Annotated in this window: 21 protein-coding genes, 1 tRNA gene and 1 pseudogene; 10 read left to right on the top strand and 13 right to left on the bottom strand. The window is 63.2% G+C overall.

The genetic code is table 11. The annotated features are described in order from the left end of the window. Positions 1–30: 30 nt before the first annotated feature. The gene (recG, locus tag AUL36_RS16575) at positions 31–2,139 is read left to right on the top strand and encodes an ATP-dependent DNA helicase RecG (RefSeq protein WP_062222516.1); all 2,109 of its coding nucleotides are present in this window, start codon (positions 31–33) and stop codon (positions 2,137–2,139) included. Positions 2,140–2,142: 3 nt separating this feature from the next. Here the strand turns inward: recG and glmS are convergent, their stop codons facing one another. From glmS to AUL36_RS16560, 3 genes are all read right to left on the bottom strand, one after another. Next, a complete protein-coding gene (glmS, locus tag AUL36_RS16570) occupies positions 2,143–3,969 on the bottom strand; it encodes a glutamine--fructose-6-phosphate transaminase (isomerizing) (protein WP_062222514.1) in 1,827 nt (608 codons plus the stop codon). A gap of 118 nt (positions 3,970–4,087) precedes the next feature. Beyond that, on the bottom strand, positions 4,088–5,440 hold the full coding sequence (gene glmU, locus AUL36_RS16565) for a bifunctional UDP-N-acetylglucosamine diphosphorylase/glucosamine-1-phosphate N-acetyltransferase GlmU (RefSeq protein WP_062222512.1): 1,353 nt from the start codon (positions 5,438–5,440) through the stop codon (positions 4,088–4,090). 57 nt (positions 5,441–5,497) lie between these two features. Then, positions 5,498–6,238, bottom strand: coding sequence for a cytochrome c biogenesis CcdA family protein (locus tag AUL36_RS16560; protein WP_062222510.1), 741 nt, complete (start codon positions 6,236–6,238; stop codon positions 5,498–5,500). A gap of 163 nt (positions 6,239–6,401) precedes the next feature. Here AUL36_RS16560 and AUL36_RS16555 point away from each other — a divergent pair. Together AUL36_RS16555 and AUL36_RS16550 are read left to right on the top strand one after the other, a co-directional pair. Beyond that, positions 6,402–6,477, top strand: a tRNA-Lys gene (locus AUL36_RS16555). A 188-nt stretch (positions 6,478–6,665) separates the two neighbouring features. Beyond that, entirely contained in the window at positions 6,666–7,757 is a 1,092-nt protein-coding gene (locus tag AUL36_RS16550) for a GGDEF domain-containing protein (protein WP_244497151.1), read from the top strand. A gap of 3 nt (positions 7,758–7,760) precedes the next feature. On the opposite strand, the gene AUL36_RS16545 is transcribed toward AUL36_RS16550, so the two are convergent. Next, positions 7,761–9,833, bottom strand: a complete 2,073-nt coding sequence (locus AUL36_RS16545; RefSeq protein ID WP_062222506.1) for an NAD(+) synthase — start codon at positions 9,831–9,833, stop codon at positions 7,761–7,763. Between the two features lie 186 nt (positions 9,834–10,019). Between AUL36_RS16545 and AUL36_RS16540 the strand changes: the two genes are divergently transcribed. After that, entirely contained in the window at positions 10,020–10,634 is a 615-nt protein-coding gene (locus AUL36_RS16540; RefSeq protein ID WP_062222504.1) for a cysteine hydrolase family protein, read from the top strand. Between the two features lie 231 nt (positions 10,635–10,865). After that, on the top strand, positions 10,866–12,092 hold the full coding sequence (locus AUL36_RS16535; RefSeq protein ID WP_062222557.1) for a flavin monoamine oxidase family protein: 1,227 nt from the start codon (positions 10,866–10,868) through the stop codon (positions 12,090–12,092). A gap of 36 nt (positions 12,093–12,128) precedes the next feature. Here AUL36_RS16535 and nagA read toward each other — a convergent pair whose 3' ends face one another. Beyond that, a complete protein-coding gene (gene nagA, locus AUL36_RS16530; RefSeq protein ID WP_062222502.1) occupies positions 12,129–13,268 on the bottom strand; it encodes an N-acetylglucosamine-6-phosphate deacetylase in 1,140 nt (379 codons plus the stop codon). 196 nt (positions 13,269–13,464) lie between these two features. On the opposite strand from nagA, the gene AUL36_RS16525 reads away from it, so the two are divergent. Continuing rightward, complete coding sequence (locus tag AUL36_RS16525; RefSeq protein WP_058635338.1) at positions 13,465–14,238, top strand: NAD kinase; 774 nt, start codon at positions 13,465–13,467, stop codon at positions 14,236–14,238. A gap of 18 nt (positions 14,239–14,256) precedes the next feature. Here AUL36_RS16525 and AUL36_RS16520 read toward each other — a convergent pair whose 3' ends face one another. The 3 genes from AUL36_RS16520 to AUL36_RS16510 form a co-directional block, all read right to left on the bottom strand. Next, positions 14,257–15,393: a DUF2336 domain-containing protein gene (locus AUL36_RS16520; RefSeq protein ID WP_062222500.1), complete on the bottom strand. Its 1,137-nt coding sequence runs from the start codon at positions 15,391–15,393 to the stop codon at positions 14,257–14,259. A gap of 86 nt (positions 15,394–15,479) precedes the next feature. Then, positions 15,480–16,115, bottom strand: a complete 636-nt coding sequence (locus AUL36_RS16515; RefSeq protein ID WP_062222498.1) for a flavin reductase family protein — start codon at positions 16,113–16,115, stop codon at positions 15,480–15,482. Then, positions 16,115–16,699 (bottom strand): nitroreductase family protein, encoded by a 585-nt coding sequence (locus AUL36_RS16510; RefSeq protein ID WP_062222496.1) that lies wholly within the window; start codon positions 16,697–16,699, stop codon positions 16,115–16,117. The genes AUL36_RS16515 and AUL36_RS16510 overlap by 1 nt, the downstream gene beginning before the upstream one ends. A 155-nt stretch (positions 16,700–16,854) precedes the next feature. On the opposite strand from AUL36_RS16510, the gene AUL36_RS16505 reads away from it, so the two are divergent. After that, positions 16,855–17,964: a hypothetical protein gene (locus AUL36_RS16505; RefSeq protein ID WP_062222494.1), complete on the top strand. Its 1,110-nt coding sequence runs from the start codon at positions 16,855–16,857 to the stop codon at positions 17,962–17,964. A 49-nt stretch (positions 17,965–18,013) separates the two neighbouring features. On the opposite strand, the gene thrS is transcribed toward AUL36_RS16505, so the two are convergent. The 3 genes and pseudogenes from thrS to AUL36_RS16490 all read right to left on the bottom strand — a co-directional run bounded on the left by thrS (position 18,014) and on the right by AUL36_RS16490 (position 20,829). Beyond that, entirely contained in the window at positions 18,014–19,975 is a 1,962-nt protein-coding gene (gene thrS, locus AUL36_RS16500) for a threonine--tRNA ligase (protein ID WP_062222492.1), read from the bottom strand. Between the two features lie 156 nt (positions 19,976–20,131). Then, positions 20,132–20,386: pseudogene (yidD, locus tag AUL36_RS16495) on the bottom strand (membrane protein insertion efficiency factor YidD); the annotation flags it as partial. Continuing rightward, positions 20,383–20,829, bottom strand: a complete 447-nt coding sequence (locus tag AUL36_RS16490; RefSeq protein ID WP_062222555.1) for an iron-sulfur cluster assembly scaffold protein — start codon at positions 20,827–20,829, stop codon at positions 20,383–20,385. The pseudogene yidD and the gene AUL36_RS16490, both read right to left, overlap by 4 nt. 225 nt (positions 20,830–21,054) lie before the next feature. Here AUL36_RS16490 and folE point away from each other — a divergent pair, with 225 nt between their 5' ends. The 3 genes from folE (at position 21,055) to AUL36_RS16475 (ending at position 23,188) form a co-directional block, all read left to right on the top strand. Further along, a complete protein-coding gene (gene folE / locus AUL36_RS16485; RefSeq protein WP_058602379.1) occupies positions 21,055–21,678 on the top strand; it encodes a GTP cyclohydrolase I FolE in 624 nt (207 codons plus the stop codon). Then, on the top strand, positions 21,675–22,112 hold the full coding sequence (gene hisI / locus AUL36_RS16480; protein ID WP_082655894.1) for a phosphoribosyl-AMP cyclohydrolase: 438 nt from the start codon (positions 21,675–21,677) through the stop codon (positions 22,110–22,112). Before folE ends, hisI begins: the two co-directional genes overlap by 4 nt. Before the next feature lie 89 nt (positions 22,113–22,201). After that, the gene (locus AUL36_RS16475) at positions 22,202–23,188 is read left to right on the top strand and encodes a patatin-like phospholipase family protein (RefSeq protein ID WP_062222488.1); all 987 of its coding nucleotides are present in this window, start codon (positions 22,202–22,204) and stop codon (positions 23,186–23,188) included. A 7-nt stretch (positions 23,189–23,195) separates the two neighbouring features. On the opposite strand, the gene AUL36_RS16470 is transcribed toward AUL36_RS16475, so the two are convergent. Next, complete coding sequence (locus AUL36_RS16470; RefSeq protein ID WP_062222550.1) at positions 23,196–23,630, bottom strand: CBS domain-containing protein; 435 nt, start codon at positions 23,628–23,630, stop codon at positions 23,196–23,198. Between the two features lie 76 nt (positions 23,631–23,706). Further along, positions 23,707–24,459 (bottom strand): rhomboid family intramembrane serine protease, encoded by a 753-nt coding sequence (locus AUL36_RS16465; protein WP_062222486.1) that lies wholly within the window; start codon positions 24,457–24,459, stop codon positions 23,707–23,709. Positions 24,460–24,579: the final 120 nt, after the last annotated feature.

Here is a 24,579-nt window from a genome sequence, read left to right as displayed (position 1 = left end):
CGCAGGAGAACAGACGATAAACACCGCCCCATGCGCCCATCTGCCCTCGATCCGCTTTTCGCCTCCGTATCGACGCTCTCGGGCGTCGGGCCGAAAGTGTCCGTCCTGATCGGTGGACTGGTCGCGCCGCCCGGAGCCGGCGGCGTCGCCAAGGTACGCGATCTCCTATTCCACATGCCGAGCGGGGCTATCGACCGTCGTCGGCGTGAGAAGATCGCTTCGGCGCCGGAGGGCGCGATCGTGACGCTCGAAGTGCGAATCGATCACTACCAATTTCCCTCTCGGGAGGCCCGCAACCAGCCGACGCGGGTCATCGCGCAGGACAGTTCCGGCGAAATCGCCCTCACCTACTTCCGCGCGCAGTCTCAGTGGCTGGAGAAGCTGTTTCCGCTTGGCGAGACGCTTCTCGTGTCCGGCAAGGTGGATCGCTTCAACGGCCGCGCGTCGATGGTGCATCCCGACTTCGTGGGAAGTGCCGAAGACGCCGCGAGCCTGCCGCTCGTGGAACCCGTTTATCCCATGACCGGGGGGCTCTCGCCCAAAGTTCTGCGGCGCGGAATCGCGAGCGCGCTCGAACGGCTCCCCGAGCTTCCCGAATGGATCGAGCCGGGCGTTCTATCCCGCGCGTCGTTTCCGCCCTTCCGCGCGGCCTTGGAAAGCGTCCATAAGCCACAGGATCCCGGCGACCTAGACTCCACCAAGCCGGCCTATCGTCGACTGGCCTATGACGAGTTTCTCGCAAGCCAGTTGGCCCTCGCCCTCTCGCGGCGTCGAATGAAGCAGGAGACGGGCCGCTCGCTTGGAACCAACGGCTCGCTGCGCGGCCGCGCGGAAGCCGCTCTCCCGTTTCGCCTGACACCGGGGCAGAGCGAAGCCTTGTCTGAGATCTTCGCCGATATGGCCCGGTCCGAGCGGATGGTGCGTCTCCTGCAGGGCGATGTCGGCGCGGGAAAGACGGTCGTGGCGCTCCTCGCCATGGCCGCTGCCAAGGAGTCCGGCGCTCAATCGGCATTGCTCGCGCCGACGGAAATCCTCGCGCGGCAGCATTTCGCCGGGCTTAGCCGCTATTGCGACGCGGCCGGGCTGTCGATCGCGCTGCTGACCGGCCGCGACTCCGGCAAGACGCGGGACGGCAAGCTCGCCGCCGTCGGAAATGGAGACATCGACATTATCGTGGGCACCCATGCCCTGTTTCAGGAGGATGTGATCTATCGCGACCTCGGGCTGGTCGTGGTGGATGAGCAGCATCGTTTCGGGGTCGAGCAGCGTTTGAGCCTCACCCGCAAGGGCAACGCGCCGGACCTTCTCGTCATGACGGCAACCCCCATTCCGCGCACGCTCGTTCTGGCGGCCTTCGGGGACATGGACGTGTCGAGGCTCCATGGAAAGCCGGCCGGTCGCAAGCCTATCACGACCGTCGCCGTGCCTTTCGATCGGCTGGAGGAGGTCGTCGCACGCGCCGGGCGCGCCATCGATGAGGGCGAAAAGCTTTACTGGGTCTGCCCTCTCGTGGAGGAAACCGAGACGAGCGATCTCACGGCCGCCGAGGAACGCGCCGAGGTTCTGCGGCAGTTCTTCGGAGATCGCGTCGGTCTCGTTCATGGGCGCATGACCGGGCCGGAGAAGGACACAGCGATGGCGGACTTCAAATCGGGCCGCACGCGGATCATCGTGGCGACGACCGTGATCGAAGTCGGCGTCGACGTACCGGATGCGTCGATCATCGTCATCGAACATGCCGAGCGCTTCGGCTTGTCGCAGTTGCATCAGCTTCGCGGACGGGTCGGTCGCGGCGACAAGCCCTCGTCCTGTGTGCTGCTCTATCGCGCGCCGCTGGGCGAAACGGCCAAGGCACGGCTGGCCGTGATGCGGGAAACCGAGGACGGCTTTCGAATCGCCGAAGAGGATTTGAAGCTGCGCGGCGAAGGCGATCTTCTGGGAACGCGGCAATCGGGAATGCAGACATTCCGAATCGCGAATCTGGAAGCCCATGCCGACCTGATGGAGACCGCGCGCGACGACGCGCGGCTCCTGATCGCGACCGACCCGGACCTGAAGTCCGCGAGGGGCGAAGCCGTCCGCGCCCTCCTCTACCTCTTCGGCAAAGATGACGCGATCAAGCTCCTGCGCGCCGGCTGACCGCTACTCGACCGTCACGGATTTCGCCAGATTGCGCGGCTGATCGACATCCGTGCCCATCTGGACCGCCGTGTGATAGGCTAGGAGTTGCAGCGGAACGCTGTAGACGATCGGCGTCAGGATTTCAGGCATCTCCGGCAGAAGGATCGTCTGTGCCGAAACGCCCTTGCCGGCTTCCGCCCCGCGCTCGTCGGTGAACAGGATAATCCGCCCGCCACGCGCCGCGACTTCCTGCATATTGGAGACGGTCTTCTCGAACACCCGGTCGAACGGAGCCACGACCACCACCGGCATGGTCTCGTCGATCAGCGCGATCGGCCCATGTTTTAACTCGCCCGCCGCATAGCCTTCCGCGTGGATGTAGCTGATCTCCTTCAGCTTCAACGCGCCTTCCATGGCGAGCGGGAACGAGAAGCCGCGCCCGAGGAACAGGGCATGGCGGTAGGTCGCCATTTCGCGAGCCAGCGCTTCGATCTGGGGCTCGACATGGAGCGCGGCGTTGATCATGCGCGGCGCTTCGGCGAGCGCCCGCGTCAGTTCCTGTTCCTGAGCGCTGGAGAGAACACCCCGCTGCACACCAGCACGCACCGACAGGGCCGCCAAGGCCGTCAGCTGACAGGTGAACGCCTTGGTCGAGGCAACGCCGATCTCCGGCCCCGCCAGCGTCGGCAAAGCCGCGTCCGACTCGCGCGCGATCGTGGAGCCCGCGACATTGACGACTGCCGCGGTCTTGAGGCCCTCCGCCTTGGCGTAGCGAAGCGACGCGAGAGTGTCCGCCGTTTCGCCCGACTGCGAAATGAAGAGCGACAGATCGACGTCACTCAGCGGGCTTTCGCGATAGCGAAACTCGGAGGCCACATCGAGATCGCAGGCGATGCGGCCATAGCGCTCGAAATAGTATCGACCGACCATGCCGGCGTAGAAGCCGGTTCCGCAGGCGGAGATCGCCATGCGGCGAACGCCCGTGAAATCAAGCTCCGCGCCCAACGGAATGCGCGTTTCGCCTGTGGTCATGTCCACGAAGGCTCCGAGCGTATGGCCGATCACCTCGGGCTGCTCATAAATTTCCTTCTGCATGAAGTGACGATAATTGCCCTTATCGACATAATGCTGCTTGCCGACGGCCCGGTGGCGAGGCCGCTCTACGGGCCGGTTGTCGGCATCGAAAATGTGCGCGGCGTCTCGCCCAATCACCGCCCAATCGCCATCTTCGAGATAGGTCACCTCATCGGTGAAGGGCGACAGGGCGATCGCATCGGAACCCAGGAACATTTCGCCTTCGCCATGACCGATCGCCAGGGGCGGTCCCGAACGCGCGGCCATAACGGTGGTCGGATCGTCCTCGAAGATCACCGCCAGCGCATAGGCTCCCGTGATCGCCTTCAACAGTCTTTCCATCGCCTCGCGGCGGCTCGAGCCTTGGCGGCGATAGCGCGCCAGAAGATGCGCGACGACTTCCGTGTCGGTCTGGCTGGTGAAGGCTGCGCCTTCGGCTTGCAGCTCGCGCTTCAGCTCGGCGAAGTTTTCGATGATGCCATTGTGAACCACCGCCACGCCATCAGCAAAATGTGGGTGCGCATTGGTCTCATTCGGAACGCCATGCGTGGCCCAGCGCGTGTGCCCGATCCCGATCGTGCCGCCCAGAGGTTGGTCGGCGAGAACGGCTTCCAAGTTGCGCAGCTTTCCCGCCGCGCGCCGGCGCTGCAACTGCCCCCCCTCCAGCGTGGCGATACCGGCGGAATCGTATCCCCGATATTCCAGCCGCTTCAGTGAATCCACGAGGCGGGTCGCGACGGGGGTCTGGCTGATGATGCCGATGATGCCACACATGCCGAAAGGTCCTTCAGGTAAGCGATGGCACCGGGAGACGCGCCATGGATCTCATAGCGGTTTCACCCGAACCCGTAGCTCAAATTTGATTGCGGGAGTTCGAAGACGGGGGGTATCGTCAGGTCTTCGCAGCTTTCCGAGCGGCGTTGCGTTCGTTGATCTCGCGGCCCCGACCGTCCTTCACCACCTGACGCGTACGCGCGATGGCCAGCGCATGGGCTGGGACGTCCTCGGTCAGCGTGCTGCCCGATCCGATATAAGCACCATCACCGATCGAAAGAGGCGCGACCAGCGCGGAGTTGGAGCCTATAAAGGCTCTTGCCCCAATCTCCGTCCGGTACTTGTTGTAGCCATCGTAATTGCAGGTGATCGTGCCTGCGCCGATATTGGTTTCGGCGCCGATGCTGGCGTCGCCGAGATAGGTCAGATGGCTGACCTTGGCGCCCTCGCCGACCGTCGTGCTTTTGATCTCGACGAAATTGCCGACTTTCGCCCCCGCACGCAGATCGGCGCCCGGGCGCAACCGTGCGTAGGGGCCGACCGAGGCCTTCGAGCCGACACTCGCCCCCTCGAGATGACTGAAAGCATGGATCACCGCGCCGCTGCGAACCACCACGCCGGGTCCGAAAACGACATTCGGCTCGATCACCACATCCGGCTCCACCACCGTATCGGCGGCGAAAAACACGGTTTCCGGGGCGACGAGGGTGACGCCTGACAGCATCATCTCCTCCCGCCGGCGCGCCTGCCACAAGGATTCGACGCGCGCCAGTTCCAGCCGCGTGTTGACGCCCAGAACGTCCTCTTCGTCCGCCGTTACCATTCGGACCGGGAGCCCATCCTCCCGCGCGATAGCCACGACATCCGTCAGGTAGAATTCGCCCTTGGCATTCTCATTGCCGATGCGCGTGAGGAGCTTCAAAGCCAAACGGCCGTCGAGCGCCATCACGCCGCCGTTGCAGAGATCGATCTTCCGTTCGGCCTCGGAGGCGTCCTTTTCCTCGCGAATGGCTACGAGATCAGCGCCTTCGAGAATGAGGCGGCCGTAACCCTGTGGCTTGGATGTCCGGAACCCGACCACGCAGACGGCTGTGCCAGCTGCGATCTCCGTCCGCGCGGCCTTCAGCGTTTCGGCTCGCACGAGTGGCGTATCCCCGAACAGGATCAGGACGTCATCGAATCCTTGCTCCAAGACGCGGCGTGCGGCCAGAGCCGCATGAGCGGTTCCCAGGCGCTGCTCCTGCGAGACATGGCGCAGCGAAGGATCGGAGGACGACAAAAGGCTGATCACGCTTTCCGCGTCCCGTCCCGTCACCACGACGGTTTCCGTTGAGCCAGCTGCCATTGCGGCATCGACCGCATGCAGGACGAGCGAGCGATGCGCCACTTCATGCAGCACCTTCGCCTTCGACGATTTCATCCGGGTTCCCTCACCGGCAGCCAGAACGATGGAGAGGCAGGTGCGGATCATCGGCAGCTTTCCGGGATGGTGAGAATGGGATTCGACTGGGAGGGAGCCATACGAAGCTCAACCGATTTTTTGAAGGGCTGGGAATGTTTCCAAGAGCCAAAACGACATCGCCTGCATTCCACCCGTCAGGAACAGAATACCCGTGACGACCAGCATGACGCCCATCGACTTCTCGATCAGTCCGAAATGGGCACGAATGCGGCTGGCCGCGCGCAAGAAACTCGCGGAAAAGGCCGCTGCGAGAACGAAAGGAATACCGAGGCCGGCGGAATAGAGGCTCAAGAGAACCATTCCTTCCGTCACGGATTGCCGCGCACCGGCCAGACCCAAGATGAGACCGAGCACGGGGCCGATGCAGGGGGTCCAGCCAAACGCGAAAGCCAGACCCATCAGATAGGCACCGCCCAGTGATCGCCGGGGCGCGTCCGCTTGAAACCGCGCCTCGCGCGACAGAAAATCGAGTCTGAGGACACCGAGGAACTTCAGGCCCATAAGGATAATGCCGATGCCGGCGATCAATCCGAGCCAATCGAGATTGCGGCGGAGCAACTGGCCGAGCGTGCTGGCTCCCGCCCCCAGGAGAACGAAGACGGTGGAGAATCCGAGCACGAAGACGATCGCGGTCCAGACCAGTCTTCCGTAGCCCGCGCGATCCTCGACCTGACCGCGACGCAACTCGTCTGCTGACACACCTGCCATATAGCAGAGGTAAGGCGGAACGAGGGGAAGAACGCAGGGTGATAGAAACGACAGGGCACCCGCCAGAATCGCGGTCGGATAGGACAGGTCGGCGATCAAAACGGAACCCTTGTCTGCAAAACATCATCCGGCACGCTTCCGCCGGTCTTACGCCGAACCCATGCGGCATTCAAACCCTGGGGACGATCGCACGAAAGCGGTTGACCACAGCCGGTGAGCTTTCTATGGTCCGCGCATTCCAAACATGGCTCCATGTTGGTTCGAGCGCGTAGCTCAGTTGGTAGAGCACGTGACTTTTAATCATGTGGTCGTGGGTTCGAGTCCCACCGCGCTCACCACTCGCTCCTTCAACCGATTTCTCCATGAATCGTATCTCGAGCGCAGGCGGCGCCAGTGTATCGATACTGGTCGTTCGTACGTCGTCGTAGCCTTTGGTTAAGGACGTTACGCGTTTTCGTCTATGCCCAAAGGAACGTTAGCGAAGGAGACGTTAGGCTAGCCTCTCCTGCATGGGCGGCACTCGGTGATGGACCTGTCGATTCCAACCCTACAGTTCACCGACTTCGTCGTCTTCGCGATCTCGGCCGTCGTGTTTTTCGTCTGCTGGCTGCTGCAGCCGATGAAGCGCCATTTTCTGTTGTTCAGCGCAAGCTTCGCGCTTTGTGCGGGACTGTCCGTCTGGTTCGTCGATTTCGGCTACTATGGAAGCATCTGGTCGACCGTTGGCTGGGTGCTGGCGGGCTCGTTGTTCTGGAGCGGATTTCGCGTTTTCGATGGTCGCAGTCCGGTCACTCTCGCGATGGTGCTTTTTGGCCTTCTGCCGGTCGGCACCCATCTGACGGCCACGGCGGTGGGTTTGGCGGGGGATCAGGTCAACATGGCGAGCACGCTAGCCTATGCGATGCACGAGGCGGCCGTCGCCCGCTATGTCTATACGGCCGGTGTGCCGCGCTCGCCGACCCGAAAGCTGGCCGCCTTCGCGCTTCTCATGATCGCAGTGGCGATCTGTCTTCCGCTGTTGCCGATCCCTGCGGAGCAGGCTCCTCAGATGGTCATCGTGATCTTTATCGTGGATCATATCACCACGATCCTTCTGACCACCCTCATCCTCGCCCTCGAAGCCGAACGAGCCTATCTGGCGATGGAGCATCAGGCGCGCACCGATCCCTTGACCAAGGTCCTCAATCGCGAGGGCTTGTCGCAGGCCTTGAAAGGACATAGCGGACATGTCGGGTTCATTCTCGCCGATCTCGATCACTTCAAATCGATCAATGATCGATTCGGCCACGCGGCTGGTGACGAGGTTCTGCGCGAGTTCGCCGAACGGGCGGCCGCACTCATGCCCGAGGGCGGTCATATCGCCCGCCTGGGTGGAGAAGAATTCGTGCTCGTCGTGACAGGCCGCGAGGTGCCGGCCACCGTCTGCCTGGCGGAAGCTCTCCGGCTTATTGTCCAGCGCCTGCCCATCCCTTGGAACGGAGGAGCGATCGGCGTCACGGTCAGCCTAGGCGTCGCTCTGTCGAACAGCCGATCCGAGCTTCTCACCGTGCTGGAGCGTGCCGACGGCGCGCTCTATGCCGCCAAGCAAGCGGGGCGAAACCGGGTCCGCGTTGCCTGACCGTCAGGCCTTGGGAACGCGTTCCAAATCTCGCACCCACGCCGCCGCGCTGCCGTCGGATGGCGCGCGCCAGTCGCCACGCGGCGACAGGCTGCCCCCTGCCGACACCTTGGGTCCGTTCGGCATGGCCGTCCGCTTGAACTGGCTTGTCTGAAAGAAGCGGATCAGGAATCGCTCCAGCCAATGGCGGATGATCTCCAGATCGTAGGCGTTCTTTTTGGCCTCCGGGAAATGGACGGGCCAAGCGCCAGCCTGACGATCATGCCAAGTGTGATAGGCCATGAAGGCGACCTTCGCGGGCGGCTGGCCGTAGCGCATCGTATGGAACAGGAAGAAATCGTTGAGCTCGTAAGGCCCGATCTTCGATTCCGTGCTCTGCAGGGCCCCGGTCGCATCGGCCGGAACGAGCTCGGGCGAAATCTCCGTGTCGAGAATCGCATCGAGAACACGGCCCGTCTCCGCATCGAACTGGCCCGAGGAAACGGTCCAGCGAATGAGATATTGGATCAGCGTCTTCGGGATGCCGGCATTGACGCCGTAATGGCTCATCTGATCGCCGACGCCATAGGTGCACCAGCCGAGAGCCAGTTCCGACAGATCGCCGGTGCCGATAACGAAGCCGTTGCGCTGGTTGGCGAGGCGGAACAGGTAGTCCGTGCGAAGCCCCGCCTGCACATTCTCGAACGTGATGTCATAGACCGGTTCGCCCTGCGAGAAGGCATGGCCCATGTCGGCCAGCATCTGGCGCGCGGCGGGCCGAATATCGATCTCAGCCGCCTCGATCCCCAGAGCTTTCATCAGAGCCCAGGCATTGCCTTTGGTCGTGTCACCCGTCGCGAAGCCTGGCATGGTGAAACCAAGAATCGTGGTCCGTGGCAAAGAAAGCACGTCGCAGGCCTTGGCCGCGACGATCAGGGCATGGGTGGAGTCGAGCCCCCCGGAAACGCCGATCACCATGCGGTCTCCCGGCGTCGATTCGAAGCGCTTGATGAGCGCATGAACCTGGATGTTGAAGGCCTCGTAGCAGTCCTGGTCCAGTCTCGCAGGGGCGTCGGGGACATAGGGAAAGCGCCGGATGTGGCGCTCGAGACCCTTGTCGGCATAATCCGGCTGCAGGAGGAATTCGACGCGGCGGAATGTCCGTTCGGGGTTGCCGGCGCGCACGGCCGCATCGTTGAAGGTCGGCATGCGCATCCGCTCCAGCCGCAGACGCTGCAAATCGACATCGGCGACCGTCAGCTGCGGCTCGCGGGAAAAGCGCTCGGACTCGGCGAGACAATCGCCCAACTCGTAGATCATCGCCTGCCCGTCCCAGGACAGATCGTTGCTGCTTTCCCCGCCGCCGGCCGCCGAATACATATAGGCTGCCATGCATCGCATCGCTTGGGCAGACGTGAGGATATGCCGGTCGGCCGACTTGCCGACCACGATGTTCGAGGCCGAAAGATTGCAAAGGAGCAGCGCGCCGGCCAGCGCCCCTTCGATCGAAGGGGGTGCGGGAGCCCAGAAGTCTTCGCAGACCTCCATATGGAAGATGAAATCCTTAAGATCGGCTGCGGCAAAGAGAAGGTCGGTGCCGAAGGGGGCCGTCTGCCCGGCCACGTCGATCTCGGCTCCGGTGATCCCGCTGCCGGAAGCGAACCAACGCTTTTCGTAATACTCGCGGTAGTTCGGCAGGAAAACCTTCGGAACGACGCCGAGGATCACGCCACGCAGGATCGCAATCGCGCAATTGTAAAGCCGCCCGTTGCGGCGCAGCGGCGCACCGATCAGCAGAACGGGCGAGAGATCGGCCGAAGCGCGAAGGATGGCCCTGATCGCCTGCTCGACATCGTCCAGAAGCGCATCCTGCAAGTGCAGATCATCGATCGCATAGGCCGAAACGCTGAGTTCGGGGAAGACGATCAGATCGACGCCGCGCTCCGTGGCCCGGCGCGCCTCGGTGACAATCGACTCGCCGTTTCGCTGGGGATCGCCCACATGGGCCTTGGGCGTCGAAACAGCGACGCGGACGAACCCGTGCTCGTGAAGAGAGAAGAACCGAACGGAACGATCCTGTTGCTCGTCGATGATCATCGGGTCTCTGCCTCATCTGATATGTCGCTCGATCCGTGAGGTGGATGACATCTGGCCAGAATCAACGCGGATCGTTTGCTCATCCTATCTCAGAGCCTGCGATTTTGCCGTGCGTCTATCGATCTTTCCGGAGTAGCCGGGAACGACAAGCCGCCCTTCCCCGTCCTGCAGCGGAAAGGAACGCCCATGACCCGCCAGGACAGCGAGCTACGCTTCGGCCAGATCGGACCGAACGCGCTTCATATTTGCGTCGATCTGCAACGTCTTTTCGCGGAAGACACGGACTGGAAGACGCCTTGGATGGCGCGCGTCCTGCCTCAGGTGGAACGCATCGCGGCATCGCATAGCGAGCGGACGATCTTCACGCGGTTCATACCTGCCCGCCGCGCCGGAGAGGGACACGGCACATGGCGACGCTATTACGAACGCTGGGAATCGATGACGCTCGAGCGGCTGGGCGACGAGATGGCCGATCTCGTTCCATCGCTCTCCTGTCTCGCGCCGCCGGCCGCGATCTTCGATAAGACGGTCTATTCTCCTTGGGTGGATCCCCGGTTTGACGAGATGATGCAGGCTCGTCACGCCGACACATTGGTCATTACAGGTGGGGAAACCGATGTCTGTGTGCTCGGGACAGTTCTAGGCGCTGTGGACCGTGGCTATCGGGTGATCGTCGTCATGGACGCGCTCTGCTCCTCCAGCGACGCGGCGCATGACGCGCAGATGGCAGTCTATCGAGGACGCTACGGACAGCAGGTCGAAACGCTAAGCACGGACGATCTGTTGCGGCACTGGGCTTGACGCGTGGCGAGAGTGCTCCATCTCGGCGCCATAGCGGGTCGCGTACAATTTGGTGAAGTGCCTTCATCGGGTTGCAATCTTCCGCAGCTATAGATGGATCAAGCGTTCGGCACGGGCGGCTTTCGGCGTCCCACCCGCCTCTCGTCGCACCGAGCCGAATGCTTGCTTTCCAAGGCCGTATGGGTCGGGCTATCAGCCCGCTTCCTCCTTGTCCTGAAAGCCATTTCATTCATGAACCATTGCGATGTAGCTATTGTGGGCGCTGGCGCGGCTGGGCTCGGCGCCGCCACGCGACTTGCGGCAGCGGGGCGTTCAATCCTTCTTCTGGAGGCGCGAGACCGATTGGGCGGTCGGGCTCACACGGTTTTGTCCCGAGATGGAGCGCCGATCGATCTCGGTTGCGAATGGCTCCATTCCGCCGATCGGAATCCCCTGGTTCCCCTGTTCGAAAGCAAGGGACTGGAGGTGGATCGAACCCGCCCGCGCTGGGATGAGCAGGAGGGAAACCGTGGCTTCACCAAGGCGGAGCAGGCCGAGTTCGCGGCGGCCTTCGATGCGTTCGACGACCGGCTGGAAGCCGCTTCGAAGAATGCGACGGACGGCCCCGCCTCTGCCTATCTCGAACCCGGCTGCCGCTGGAACGGACTGATCGACGCCATCAGCAGCTATTACAATGGCACCGAGTTCGAGCGAGTCTCGGTGTTCGACTACGGGCGCTATGTCGATACGGGCGAAAACTGGCGTTTGCCGGGCGGCTACGGCGCGGCGCTCGTGTCCTTGGCGAAGGGCCTGTCATACCGACTGAATGTCCGCGTTCTGGCAATCGAAGATCGCGTCGGCGGCTCAGTGCTTCGAACCAGCGCGGGCGATCTCGAAGCGAGGCACGTCGTCGTAACGCTGCCGACCGCCATCCTCGCGCAGGGCGATCTGAAGCTCCCCTCTCGTTATGCCGCCAAGATCGAGGCGGCCGCTGGCCTGCCGCTGGGGCTCGCCAACAAGGCTTTCCTCAAGCTCGGCAACCCTGAGCCCTTCTCCGAGGAAGGGCATCTGTTCGGCCGGATCGATAGGGCGGCGACAGGCAGCTACAATCTACGCCCCTTCGGCCGTCCGCTGATCGAAGCCTTCTTTGGTGGCCGGCACGCTGCGGCTTTGGAGACCGAGGGACCGGGCGCCACGACGGCCTTCGCTCTTGAAGAACTGCGCGGCCTTTACGGCAGCGACATCGTCAAAACCATCACCCCGGATTGCGAGACTCATTGGGGACAGGAAACGTTTTCACGCGGGTCCTATTCCCATGCCCTGCCCGGCCATGCGGAGGCGCGACGCATCCTCGCCGAGCGACTGGACGATCGCATCGCCTGGGCGGGAGAAGCCACGCATGAAAGCGCCTTCTCCACGGCGCACGGTGCATGGGAAACTGGCCTTCGGGCGGCAGAGGAAATTCTCTCGCTCGGCTAACGTCAGCCGCCCCGTCTCGTCCGCTGGGCGACGCCGCTACTCGCGGCCCGCGATCCAGACGCGCCCGAGCGAGAGGTCTGGCCGCAGCCAGACGAAATCGGCGCTCATGCCGGGACGCAGAAAACCTCGGCTGTCCGATATGCCAAGGAAGCGAGCCGGATTGGCGGTCGCCATTCGTAACGCTTCTTCCCTGGCGATACCGGTCGTATCCACGAGATAGCGCACGGCATCATGCAGGGAGATGTCGCAGCCTGCCAGCGTGCCATCGTCCAGCGTTAGACGCCCGCCTTCGCGCGTCGCTCGGCGTCCACCCAGATCGAACACATTGCCGGCGCTGCCGACGGTTGGCATCGCGTCGGAAATGGCGATCATGCGATTCGCGCCCTTCTTGGCGCGAAGGGCGAGATCGACCATGGCGGGATGGACATGGTGGCCATCGGCGATGATGCTGGCCCAGACATCGGGCGAATCCAGCGCCGCGCCCACCACGCCGGGCGCACGATGGCCGAGCTGACTCATGGCGTTGAAGAGATGCGTGACGCAGCTGGCACCCGCCGCGATGGCGGCTCGAACGTCCTCGTAGCTCCCGTCGCAATGGCCGATCGAAACGCGGATGCCGGCCTGCACGAGTTTGGCGATCTGGTCCGGCCGCACGGATTCCGTCGCAACCGTGATCAGGAACGGTCTGACATCCACCGCGCAGAGTTTGACGACATCCTCGTCCGACATGGCGCGCACGCACGCGGCCTCATGCGCGCCCTTGCGCTTGAGCGCGATGAACGGCCCTTCCACATGGATGCCGCCGCAGCCCGGCACGCCCTCGCTCATAGCCTTGCGAACAGCCTCGATCGCCGCGAACGTGACCTCTTCGCGATCCGTGATAACGGTTGGCAGAAGGTAGGTCGTGCCGAACGTTCGATGGGCGGCGCAGATCGCGCGCACGCCATCAACTGTCGGCTGGTCGTTCAGGAGAACGCCCCCACCGCCATTCACCTGAATATCCACGAAGCCGGGCGCGATGACGCCGCCATCGCCATATTCCACGGTGACGTCGGGGTCGGTGACCGGCTCTTCCTGCAACGCCTCGATCAAACCGTCCCGCACGATCAACGCGGCGTTTCGAAGCGTGCGAACGCCGTCGAAGATATCGATACCGGAAATCGCGAATCGGGACATGACACGGAGCCTCGAACTCTGGGGTTTACCCTCAGGCATAACAGCCAGATGCCGCCCATGATACCGACGCATGCCGTCGTGCTTTCGGGTTGGGGAAGAAACGCGTGGGAATGGCTTGCGTCCTGCGGGATAGGAATTAGGTTCGCAGCGATGCTCAAAGGGGTGGGCACCCACCAACCTCGGATATTGGATGCCCATGCGACAGACGAGCCGACCCGTGGCCCTGCTGGCGAGCGAAAGCGCGGAGGCGCAGGACGCTCTCCAGCGTCTGCAAAGTCTTTACGAGACCGTCGATCCTGAATTGGCCGAAGTTGTGGTGGCGCTGGGCGGCGACGGCTTCATGCTCCACGTGCTTCACCGCTTCATGGACACGGGCAAGCCGATCTACGGCATGAACAAGGGAACGATTGGGTTCCTCATGAACGAGTATCGGGAGGACGATCTCGCCGAGCGCTTGGACCAAGCCGTTCAGAGCGAGATTCGCCCCCTTCAGATGACGGCGATCGATGAAGTGGGAATGCGACATACCGCGCTTGCGATCAACGAAGTCGCGCTGTTCCGCCAATCCTACCAAGCCGCGCGGCTGAAAATTTCGATCGACGGGCGCACGCGGCTGGAGGAACTGGTCTGCGACGGCGTGCTCGTGGCGACCCCCACCGGCTCCACGGCGTATAACCTCTCCGCTCAGGGGCCTATCATTCCCATCGAAGCGCCGCTTCTGGCGCTGACGCCCGTTAGCGCTTTTCGTCCGCGTCGCTGGCGCGGCGCGCTGCTGGCCAACAGGCAGGTGGTCGACATCGAAGTGCTGGAGTCGGAGAAGCGACCGGTCAACGCGGTCGCGGATCATCGCGAGGTGAAGTCAGTTCAGCGGATCGAGATTCGCGAGGTTCGGGATCTCAGCAGTTTGATTCTCTTCGACCCAGAACATTCCTGGGACGAGCGTATCCTGGCCGAACAGTTCCGCTACTGACGGGCCGTCCGAAACGCATCAAGCCGCAAGATGACGTTCGAGGCGATGGCGCATCGCGGAGCGCTGTGTCTCGCTCGACAGAATTTCCAGGAGATCGAGAAGAGCTGCCTCTGCGGCGGTGCCTTCATGCCTTTGCCGACCGACCAGCCGCTGAATGACGGATGCCGCGACATCGGCCGCGTCGATCTCGTCCTGGCCGGACGCATCCTTCCAGACTCGAATGGCGGCGAGAAGCAGCGGGACGACGGCGGGCGGAAACCCGGCCGATCGCACCAGAGCGGCAAAGGCGGGTTCGCGCGCTTCCGCGATGATGGCGCGAACGCGGCGCTCCGAATGGCCGGTCAGTAGCGAGAGCGCTGCGGCGAAAAGATCGATCCGGCCCGAGCACACGGCTTTCAGGAGAACGGCCACCGTCAGGGCGCCCTGCGCGCGCAGGTGCTGAGAGAATTCCACCACATCTTCCGGAGCGAGCTCTTCGATCACGGCGGAGATCGCCCGATCCTGAACTTCCATCCTCAGCCGCTCGGTTCGCTTCGCTCCGAGCAGTCCGGTGACGAGGTTGGACTGGGTCAGGCTGTCCGACAAAGACTGGAGAAGACCATGGCGGACATCGGCAGGAAGATCGCCGCGCTCCAGGAGGAGCTCGCGAATACGCCCGTCCCCGCCGAAGCGCTGCGCCGCAATTCGCAGCGTGTCAGCGGACGGAGCGGCCTGACGGTTGCAGATCATTTCGCGTGCCGCATCGGCATCGTCGCCATGGGCGAGTGCGCGGCAGGCCTCGTCCGGCAGTCCAGCCCGACGCGCCAAAGCGAGCCGGGCAGCCCGACTGCCCGTCCGCGCGAGGCCCGCCAGATCCGCCCCCGTCAGCAGAGGAGACTGCCCGATGACGGGGGTTGCCACATCGTCCACGTCTTTGATCAGCGACAGAATCAACTGCCGGGGAACCCGCTCGGATGCGGCGACATGCACCGCCATCGTACGGCGGACGCGCGGCGAGATGTCGTCCAGCGCGAATAAGAGGGCCGCTTCCGCCTCCCGCGTTTCCTTGGGTAGGAACTTCTGTTCCGTAACGGCATCGGCCAACAAGGCTACGCCAGCGCAGCGCTCCGCTGTGCTGGCGGTCTCACACCATTTGACGAAGTGATGAGCGAGCATTCGAACTGGCCTCGGAAACAGGGCATAGGCCCTATTTCTGCACCCAAATTCTTTAACAAATCTTCACCACGTTTAAGAACCTGTTGCTAAGGATGGCGCGGGGCTTGGTCGCTCGCGTCCGGGCGCTTGGGCCGCGTCATGGCGAAGACCTCTCGCGTTACGGCATAGTCGAGATAACCGAGCCGTGTGAGCGGTTCGGCAAGGTCCATCGCGAGCATCCCATCTCGCAGGATTCGCTCGTCGATATGAATGCCGACGACCTGCCCGATCACCATGACGGCAGAAGGCGACGGGCCATCGAGCCCGAGCGGGCGGAACGACTGGGTGACCTTGCATTCCAGCGCGGCCGGGGACTGGGCAACGCGCGGTGCCGATACGAGCCGGCAGGGTGCTTCCGTCAGCCCGGCGATCTCGAACTCACTCGATCCCCGTGGAGCCGGCGCGGAGGATCGATTCATCGCCTCGGCCAGTGGCAAGGTCGCGAGGTTGACGACGAACTCGCCGCTCTCGATGGCGAAGCTCGCGGTGTGTTTCAGACCCGACGAGCAGAACATGACGAGCTTGGGATCGTCCGCGATCGCGTTGAAGAAGCTATAGGGCGCGAGATTGACCGAACCATCCTTCGCTCGCGTTGAAATCCAGCCGATCGGCCGGGGCGCGACGATGGCCTTGAACGGATCATGCGGCAGACCATGGTCGTTGTGGGCGGTCTCGTAGAACATCAGGCTGAGGCCGGAAGCGAGGCTTCGGACACGACGGTCGACAGATCCGGGCGCGGACGATCGCTCGGCTTCTCCGTCGGCGTGCCGATGTAGACGAATCCGACGACCTTTTCGTCGGGCGCAATTCCCATCAAGGCTTTGGCCTCGTCGTCATAGGCCACCCATTCGGTGATCCAGTTGGCACCATATCCACGGGCATGGGCGGCATGGATCAGGTTCATCGTCGCCGCACCGGCGGACAAGACCTGCTCCCACTCGGGAATCTTGAAATGCGGCTTGGCGGTGGAGACGACACCGACCACGAGCGGAGCGCGCGTGAAGCGATTCTCCTCGAAGGTCCGCCGTCCCTCGCTCAAAGCCTGCCCTTCGCGACGTTCGGCCAAGTCGGCCAGAGCTTTGCCCATGGCGTTCGCCGTGTCGCCGCGAAACAGGATAAAGCGCCAGGGCGCGAGCTTGCCATGATCGGGCACGCGCGTCGCTTCGGTGAGGATGTCGGTCAGTTCCGCGCCGTCTGGTGCGGGGGCCGTCAGGGCGGGAATCGGGACGGAGCGTCGGGTCGCAAGAAGGGTCTTGGCTTCGATCACGGAACTATCCTCTCTCGTGCTGGCACAGAGCTAGGCGAAAGCGTGCATTTTGCAAACCGCCTCCTTCGATGAGGGGAACGGTCGCCTTTTCGCCTTGAAATGAGCTATGCCTTCTCGCTCAACAGACGAGCGATCATGCAAAAGGGAGACCGAACATGCGCCCAGGTTTCGGGACCGCGTCTTTCGCCCTCTCCATCCTGTTTCTACAGCCAGCCCTCGCGCAGCAGGCGCCTCCCGGCGGCGGTGGGCACGAACCCGAAGGGCCTGGCGCATACGCTTCTCCCTCCGCCATCCCCAAGGACCCCGCCGCTGTCGATCTCGGCATTCCGACATCGCGCGGCTTGAAGAAGCTGGAGCCGATCGCCCTGCCCCAACCCCCGCCCAGTCTGCAGGGGTCGGACCTCAAGCTGCCGACGATTCCAGCCTTTGCGCCCCAGCCCCAGCCCAGCCTCAACATCACCAGACCGCCCAACGCGCTGACCTTGCATGCGACGCTTGGCAAGGACGGCCCGTCGATCCCGTCCGATCTCGTCTGGCGCCTGTTCTCGCCCGATCCCGCTGCTGATGGAAAGCTGCCGGTGATTGCGGTGGCCAAGGGTGGCGAAGCGGTCTTCGACGTTCCGCCCGGCTCCTATATTCTGCATGTCGGATTCGGGCGAGCGGGCGTCACTAAGCGCATCGACTTCAACGGGCGTGAAACGCGCGAGACGGTCGCGATCGACGCGGGCGGACTGCGCCTGTCGGCCAAAGCCTCGGCGGACGCGGTGCTGACCAAGGACAAGGTTCACTTCGATATCTTCAGCGAGGCGACCGACGAGCATGATCGCCGGCTCGTCGCATCCGAAGTCGAGCCCGGTGTCGTCATCAGGTTGAACTCCGGGAACTACCATGTCGTGTCGCGCTATGGCGATGTGAATGCCGTGTCCCGAGCGGAAGTACGAGTCGAGTCGGGGCGCATCACGGATGCCGTCATGACCCAGCGCGCCGCGCAACTAACCATGAAGCTCGTGCGCGAACATGGCGGCGAAGCTCTGGCCGACACGGCTTGGTCGATCACCAGCATGCAGGGTGATTTGATCAGCGAAAGCGTCGGTGCTTTTCCGTCCATGGTTCTGGCGGAAGGCGATTATGTGATCGTGGCGCGCAACAAGGACCGGCTGTTCCAACGCCAGTTCGCCGTCAAAAGCGGCGTAGACTCAGATGTCGAGGTGCTGACGAGCGATCTGGTCGATCCCAACAGCCCCGATATCGGCACCGGCGACTGATCCGGCGCTTCTGAAAAAAAGGGCGGCTCCGAGAAGCCGCCCTTTTCGTTTAAGCCTCCGCCAAGCGAAGGTCCGGCGCGACAGCTTCCGCCAGGAGAAGCGCCTTGGCTGCATCCAGGCTCATCGCTTCCTGATCGCGAGAGCCGAGCCGGCGCAGGTTGACCGAACGCTCCTCCGCCTCGCGCCTGCCGCAGACGAGAATGACCGGAACCTTGGCCAGCGAATGCTCGCGGACCTTGTAGTTGATCTTCTCGTTGCGAAGATCGCTCTCCACCCGCATCCCCGCGGCCCGCAGTTCGCGCACGACGCCAGCGGCATATTCATCCGCTTCGGATGTGATGGTCGCGACGACGACCTGCGTGGGCGCCATCCAGAGCGGGAAATGGCCGGCGAAATTCTCGATGAGAATGCCGAGGAACCGCTCCAGCGAACCGCAGATGGCGCGGTGAATCATGACCGGCGGGCGCTTGTCGGAGTTCGAGTCGATATAGAAGGCACCGAACCGCTCCGGCAGGTTGAAGTCGACCTGCGTCGTGCCGCACTGCCATTCACGGCCGATCGCGTCCTTCAACGTATACTCGAACTTCGGCCCGTAAAACGCGCCCTCGCCTTCGTTGATGCCCGTCTTGATGCGGCCTCCCGACTGCGCCTCGATCGTTTTGAGGACGTCGCGCATGACCGCCTCGGCGCGGTCCCACATCTCGTCCGTGCCAACGCGCTTCTCCGGGCGCGTCGAGAGCTTGACCATGATCTCTTCGAAGCCGAAGTCGCGATAGACCGAGAGGATCAGATCGTTGATCTTCAGGCACTCGGCTTCCATCTGCTCGTCGGTGCAGAAGATATGCGCGTCGTCCTGCGTGAAGCCGCGAACGCGCATGAGACCATGCATCGCACCTGACGGCTCATAGCGATGAACGGTCCCGAATTCGGCATAGCGAATGGGGAGTTCGCGATAGGACTTCAAGCCATGCTTGAAGATCATGACATGGCCTGGACAGTTCATGGGCTTGAGCGCGAAGACGCGCTTGTCCTCGGCTTCGTCGCCTGCGGACTGCACCTGGAACATGTTCTCGCGATACCAGCCCCAGTGGCCGGAGGTCTCCCAAAGCGACTTGTCGAGAACCTGGGGCGCGTTCACCTCGGCGTAATCGGCCCGCAAACGGCGACGCATATAGGCGATGAGGTCCTGGAATAGCGACCAGCCCTTGGGGTGCCAGAAGACGACGCCCGGTCCTTCCTCCTGGAAATGGAACAAGTCCATCTCGCGGCCGAGGCGGCGGTGATCGCGTTTCTCGGCCTCCTCCAGCATGGTGAGGTAGGCTTTCAACTCCTCGGGCGTGCGCCAGGCCGTGCCGTAGATGCGCGTCAGCATCGGGTTGTTCGAGTCGCCGCGCCAATACGCGCCGGCCACCTTCATCAGCTTGAAGGCTTCGCCGATCTGGCCCGTGGAGGCCATATGCGGACCACGGCAAAGATCGAACCACTCGCCCTGACGATAGATCTTGACGTCCTGATCCTCCGGAATCGCATCGACCAGTTGGACCTTGTACGTCTCGCCCTTCTCGCCGAACACGCGGCGCGCTTCGTCGCGCGACCAGACCTCGCGCGTGAACGGCGCGTTGCGGCGGATGATCTCCAGCATCTTCTTTTCGATGACGGGCAGATCATCCGGAGTGAACGGCGTTTCCTTGGCGAAGTCGTAATAGAAGCCATTCTCGATGACGGGACCGATCGTGACCTGCGTGCCCGGCCAGAGTTCCTGCACGGCCTCGGCCATGACATGGGCCGCGTCGTGGCGGATCAGCTCGATCGCACGCACGTCCTCGCGCGTGACGATCTCAATCCGGCCCGCGCCGCCAAGCGGCTGCGAGAGATCGCGCACTTCGCCATCCAGCGCATAGGCGATGGCCTTCTTGGCGAGCGACTTCGAAATGCCGGCGGCGACAGCCGCGCCAGTCGTTTCGGGCTCGTAAGAACGCACGGAATTGTCGGGAAACGTGACGTCGATCATGAATATCCTTTCCGCTCACCCCCGCCTACCATGCGGGAAAGCCTGTCGATCGATGGCCGCAGCGCTTCTGTCTGCGAGGCTTTGGCTTCTAGGCGCGCGTAAGAGCCTTCGCAAGCGCGAAGCCTTTCCTGAGCTTGCTAGAGACAGTGCTCAATCCGGGACGGGGTCGTGTCCCGCGCACCCGAACGGTCCGCAGCGCGCCACGCGGCGCGCGGTCAACCATCCGCCGCGCCAAAGCCCGTGGCGCGCGATCGCCTCGTATCCATATTCCGAGCATGTCGGCACATGGCGGCAATGCCCGCCGACGAGCGGCGAGAAGACGATCTGATAGAACCGAACGACCCCGACGCCAAGGAGCCGACCGGGCGTCTTGCGCCAGGGGCCGGTATAGTTGCGTCCCAGCCGTTTCACGCCGCCGCGCCGGCCCGGCCCGCTTCCGCCATATCGAGGGCGGCTTCCACGGCCTCGAAGGTTAGAAGCGTCGAGGCATGGCGCGCCTTGTGATCGCGCACGGGCTCCAGATATTTCAAATCCGCGAAGCGACCTTCGGGCGGCGCGCCGCCGGCCTTGAGCATCGCCTGCATGGCCCGGTGCACATCGCGCAATTCCTGCGGCGAAGCGCCGACAATATTGCGCGCCATGATGGCGGACGACGCCTGCCCCAGCGCGCAAGCGCGCACCTCATGCGCGAACTCGGCCACCACGCCGTCCTTCAGCTTGAGATCGACGATGACGGTCGAGCCGCAAAGCTTGGAATGCGCCTTTGCCGTGCCGTCGGGATCGTCCAACCGCCCGAGCCGAGAGATGTTGCCGGCGAATTCGAGGATCCGGGCATTGTAGAGATCGTCGATCATGATCGGCCTCGCGACAGACAGTTCACCGACGGTCCTCTTCAAACCGTCGATCGTCCCCGTCATATAGGGGTCGGACAAGATGACAGGAAGCGGCAGCGCCAGCAGAGAAACGTCTTTGCTTGACGCCATCGAAGCTTTCCAACATCAAGCGGTTCGATGTCGGTGGGGCTTGCGGTGCTTGTGCCGCGAGAAAAGCCGCGCCCGAAACCAGTTCGGGATGAAGTGATGGACGCGATCGTCAGAAAGACCAGTCAGACCATGCAGCCGGACGAGACGAACCGCCCTTCGCGGGAAGAAGCCGAAGCGGCGGTGGAAACTCTCCTGCGTTGGATCGGCGAAGACCCCTCACGCGAAGGCCTGCTCGACACGCCGAGGCGCGTCGTCAAAGCCTATGAGGAACTGTTTTCCGGCTATCGGCAGGAGCCCGCGTCGATCCTGAACCGCACCTTCGATGAGGTGGCGGGTTATGACGACATGGTTCTCCTGAAGAACATCGATTTCACCTCGCATTGCGAGCACCACATGGTGCCGATCATCGGCAAGGCGCATGTCGCCTATCTGCCCAATGGCGGGCGCGTGGTCGGCCTTTCCAAGATTCCACGCATCGTGGAAGTCTATGCTCGCCGCCTGCAGACGCAGGAAGCACTGACCGAACAGATCGCCGGCATCATCGACGGCGCGCTCGGCGCGCGCGGCGTGGCCGTGATGCTGGAAGCCGAGCATATGTGCATGTCCATGCGCGGCATTCGCACCAAGGGCTCCACCACGATCACCACCTCTTTCTACGGGACCTTCCGGGACGATAAAAGCGAGCAGACCCGCTTCCTGACCATGGTCGGCGCAAAGTGAGCGACGCCGCACCTTTTGCCACGGCAGCGACCAAGGCCGAATTGGAGGAAGGGGTGGAACTCCTGCCTCGTTTCGACGCATCGGGGCTCGTCACCGCTGTTGTTACCGATGCCGCTTCCGGAGAGCTCTTGATGGTCGCGCACATGAACGCGCAGGCCCTCGATCTCACCCTCTCGACCGGGATCGCGCATTATTTCAGCCGCTCGCGTCAGAGCCTCTGGAAAAAAGGTGAAACGTCGGGCGCGCTGCAGGCGGTTCGTGAAGTCCGAGTCGATTGCGATCAGGATGCAGTCTGGCTGAAAGTCGATGTCGCCAAGCCGGAAGACACCTGCCACACCGGCCGCACGACCTGTTTCTATCGAAAGGTCGTTTCGTCAAACGGTCGTTATCGCTTGCTAGACACGGAGCCACGCGCTGCAACGCAGCATAGTTAGCAGACCGTCAACCGTTCCGGTCAGCAAACTGGAAAGCGGTGGTCGCATAAGCTCGAACCAACGAGCCGAAACGGTGACGGGAGGCCCCCATGCTCGATCTGGTTTTCAGGCGGAGTGCTCCGGCCGGTGGCAGCATGGGCGGCGAGTCGGCCAAGAGTTCGCCGAAGCCCGCCGCGCCCAAGCGCGGCGTTGCACTGGCCCTGGGCGGCGGCGCGGCGCGGGGCTGGGCGCATATCGGCGTCATCCGGGCCCTGACGGAAGCCGAAATCCCAATCAGCATGATTGCCGGCACATCGATCGGCGCGCTTGTCGGCGGCTGCTATCTCGCCGGTCATCTCGATGAACTGGAGCAGTTCGCCCTTTCGCTGACGCGGCGCGGCATGATGCGCTTCTTCGATATTCGCTGGGGCGGTGGCGGGTTGATCGGCGGCGCGCGGCTGCATCGTCGCTTGGCCGCCGAATTGGCGGATCTTCGGATCGAAGAGCTCACCCGGCCGCTCGTCTGTGTGGCGACGGAGGCGCGAAGCGGGCACGAGGTCTGGTTGGATTCCGGCTCTCTGGTTCTGGCCATGCGCGCCTCCTACGCGCTGCCGGGCGTCTTCCCTCCGGTCGAATGCAATGGCCGACGCCTCTTGGACGGTGCGCTTGTGAACCCGGTGCCGGTCTCGGTCTGTCGGGCCTTGGAAGAGCCTTTGGTGGTGGCGGTCAATCTCCACTACGACCTGTTCGGGCGGGCGGCCGTGCTGCGCATGAGCGCGGAGAATGCCTTGTCGCATCGCCCGGACGACGCGAGCGCAATCGATCCGTCCCTGGCTCAATCGGCGCGGGGCGCGCGCGAGCCGGATCGGATCGGCATCGGCCGCTCGATGGTCGATGCCTTCAACATCATTCAGGACCGCATTTCGCGCTCGCGTCTGGCGGGAGACCCGCCCGACTATACCGTTCATCCGCGCGTCCGCGAAATCGGACTGTCCGAGTTCTTTCGGGCGCGCGAATGTATCGCGTTCGGCTATGAGGAAGCCATGCGGGGAATGCACGAGATCGAGCGTCTCTGCCACTCCCTGCCGGGTCGTTGAGGACCGCTTATACGCCGGCGTGAATATAGGTTTTCAGGTCTTCCGCTTCGCGCTCGGCGTCCTCGATCCGTCGCTTCACCACGTCGCCGATCGAGATGATGCCGACGCATCGCCCGTCCCGGACCACTGGTAGGTGGCGAAACCGGCCGCGCGTCATCAGTCCCATTGCGTCATCGATCGTCGCCGCTTCGTCGATCGTCACGAGTTGGCGCGTCATCACGTCCCCGACGCTTTGCGACAAAGCCTTGGCACCGTGCTCGGCCAGAAGGCGAACGATGTCTCGCTCCGAGATCAGACCCAGCAACCGATTGTCGGCATCGAGCGCAATCAGCGCGCCGATCCGCCTCTCATGAAGATGTTCGATCACCTCCGCGAGGCTGTGCGAGGGATCGACCGTGGCGACATCGCGCCCCTTGGCTTCAAGAATGGTCTGCACTGTCATCTGGACCTCCCTTTCCATCGGACAGTGCATCCTGCGACGAGAGAGGCCTGCTGGCAACCTCGGCGCTCCAGCGCGTCTAGAAGCGCTCCTGCCAGATGTGCTGGCGACGATCGAACAGCGCGAACCCCAGAAAACCGAACACGAAGCCCCCGACATGCGCTTCCCAGGCGATGGCGCCGGCTTCCCCGAAGATCGCTCCGCCCACGGAGCCGAGCAGGAGATTGGTGCCGAAGAAGATGAGGATGAAGAACAGAATGGTCCGGTCCGAAAGGCTCTGCCGGATTGACAGTCTCGGAGCATAGGCCACGTCGGAGGATTGCAGCCGACCCATTGATCCCAAGGCGAATCTCGCAGCGCCCCCCATCAGCGCGGAGACCACGCCGGATGCGCCGATCATCGGCTGGATCAGTGTCGGGTTCAGCGCATAAAACAGCGCCGCGCCGGCCATCGCGCCGAGGGCGGAGAAGATCAGGAAGCCGCCCGTTCCCAAACGCCGCGCGACGGGCGTTCCAAAGGCGAGCAGCCAGATGGCGTTGGTCGCAAAATGCGTCCAGTCGCCGTGAAGAAACGCATGGCTGAGCGGAGAAACGAGGCCGGCCCATGACTCGCGGAGCGCGCAAATCTGATCGAGATCGCTGTAGCACCCGGGGATCAGGGCGAAGTTCACAAGCGTCCAGACATCGTTCTCGGGCGACAACCAACTGGTTCGAAGCCAGTGAATTCCCGCGAAGATCGCGATCAGCGCCAGAACGATACCGGGCACGTTGACGGGCGATACGGAGCGAGGCGGGCGGCTCTCGCCAGACATATGGGCAGGGTCGAGAGACACGCGGCACTCCTTGGATTGGCGGTTCTGTTCTACGTCGGGACGGCGCAAAGGCCAACGGACCGACCTGATGGTACGAACGCCACGTCCATCCTTTCGCAACCGGAACTCTTAACCATTCTT

The organism is Aureimonas sp. D3 (assembly GCF_001463805.1).
Taxonomy (GTDB): Bacteria; Pseudomonadota; Alphaproteobacteria; order Rhizobiales; family Rhizobiaceae; genus Aureimonas; species Aureimonas ureilytica_A.
The sequence above is the reverse complement of the archived record's forward strand: the minus strand, read 5'-3'. Positions and strand labels throughout refer to the sequence as shown.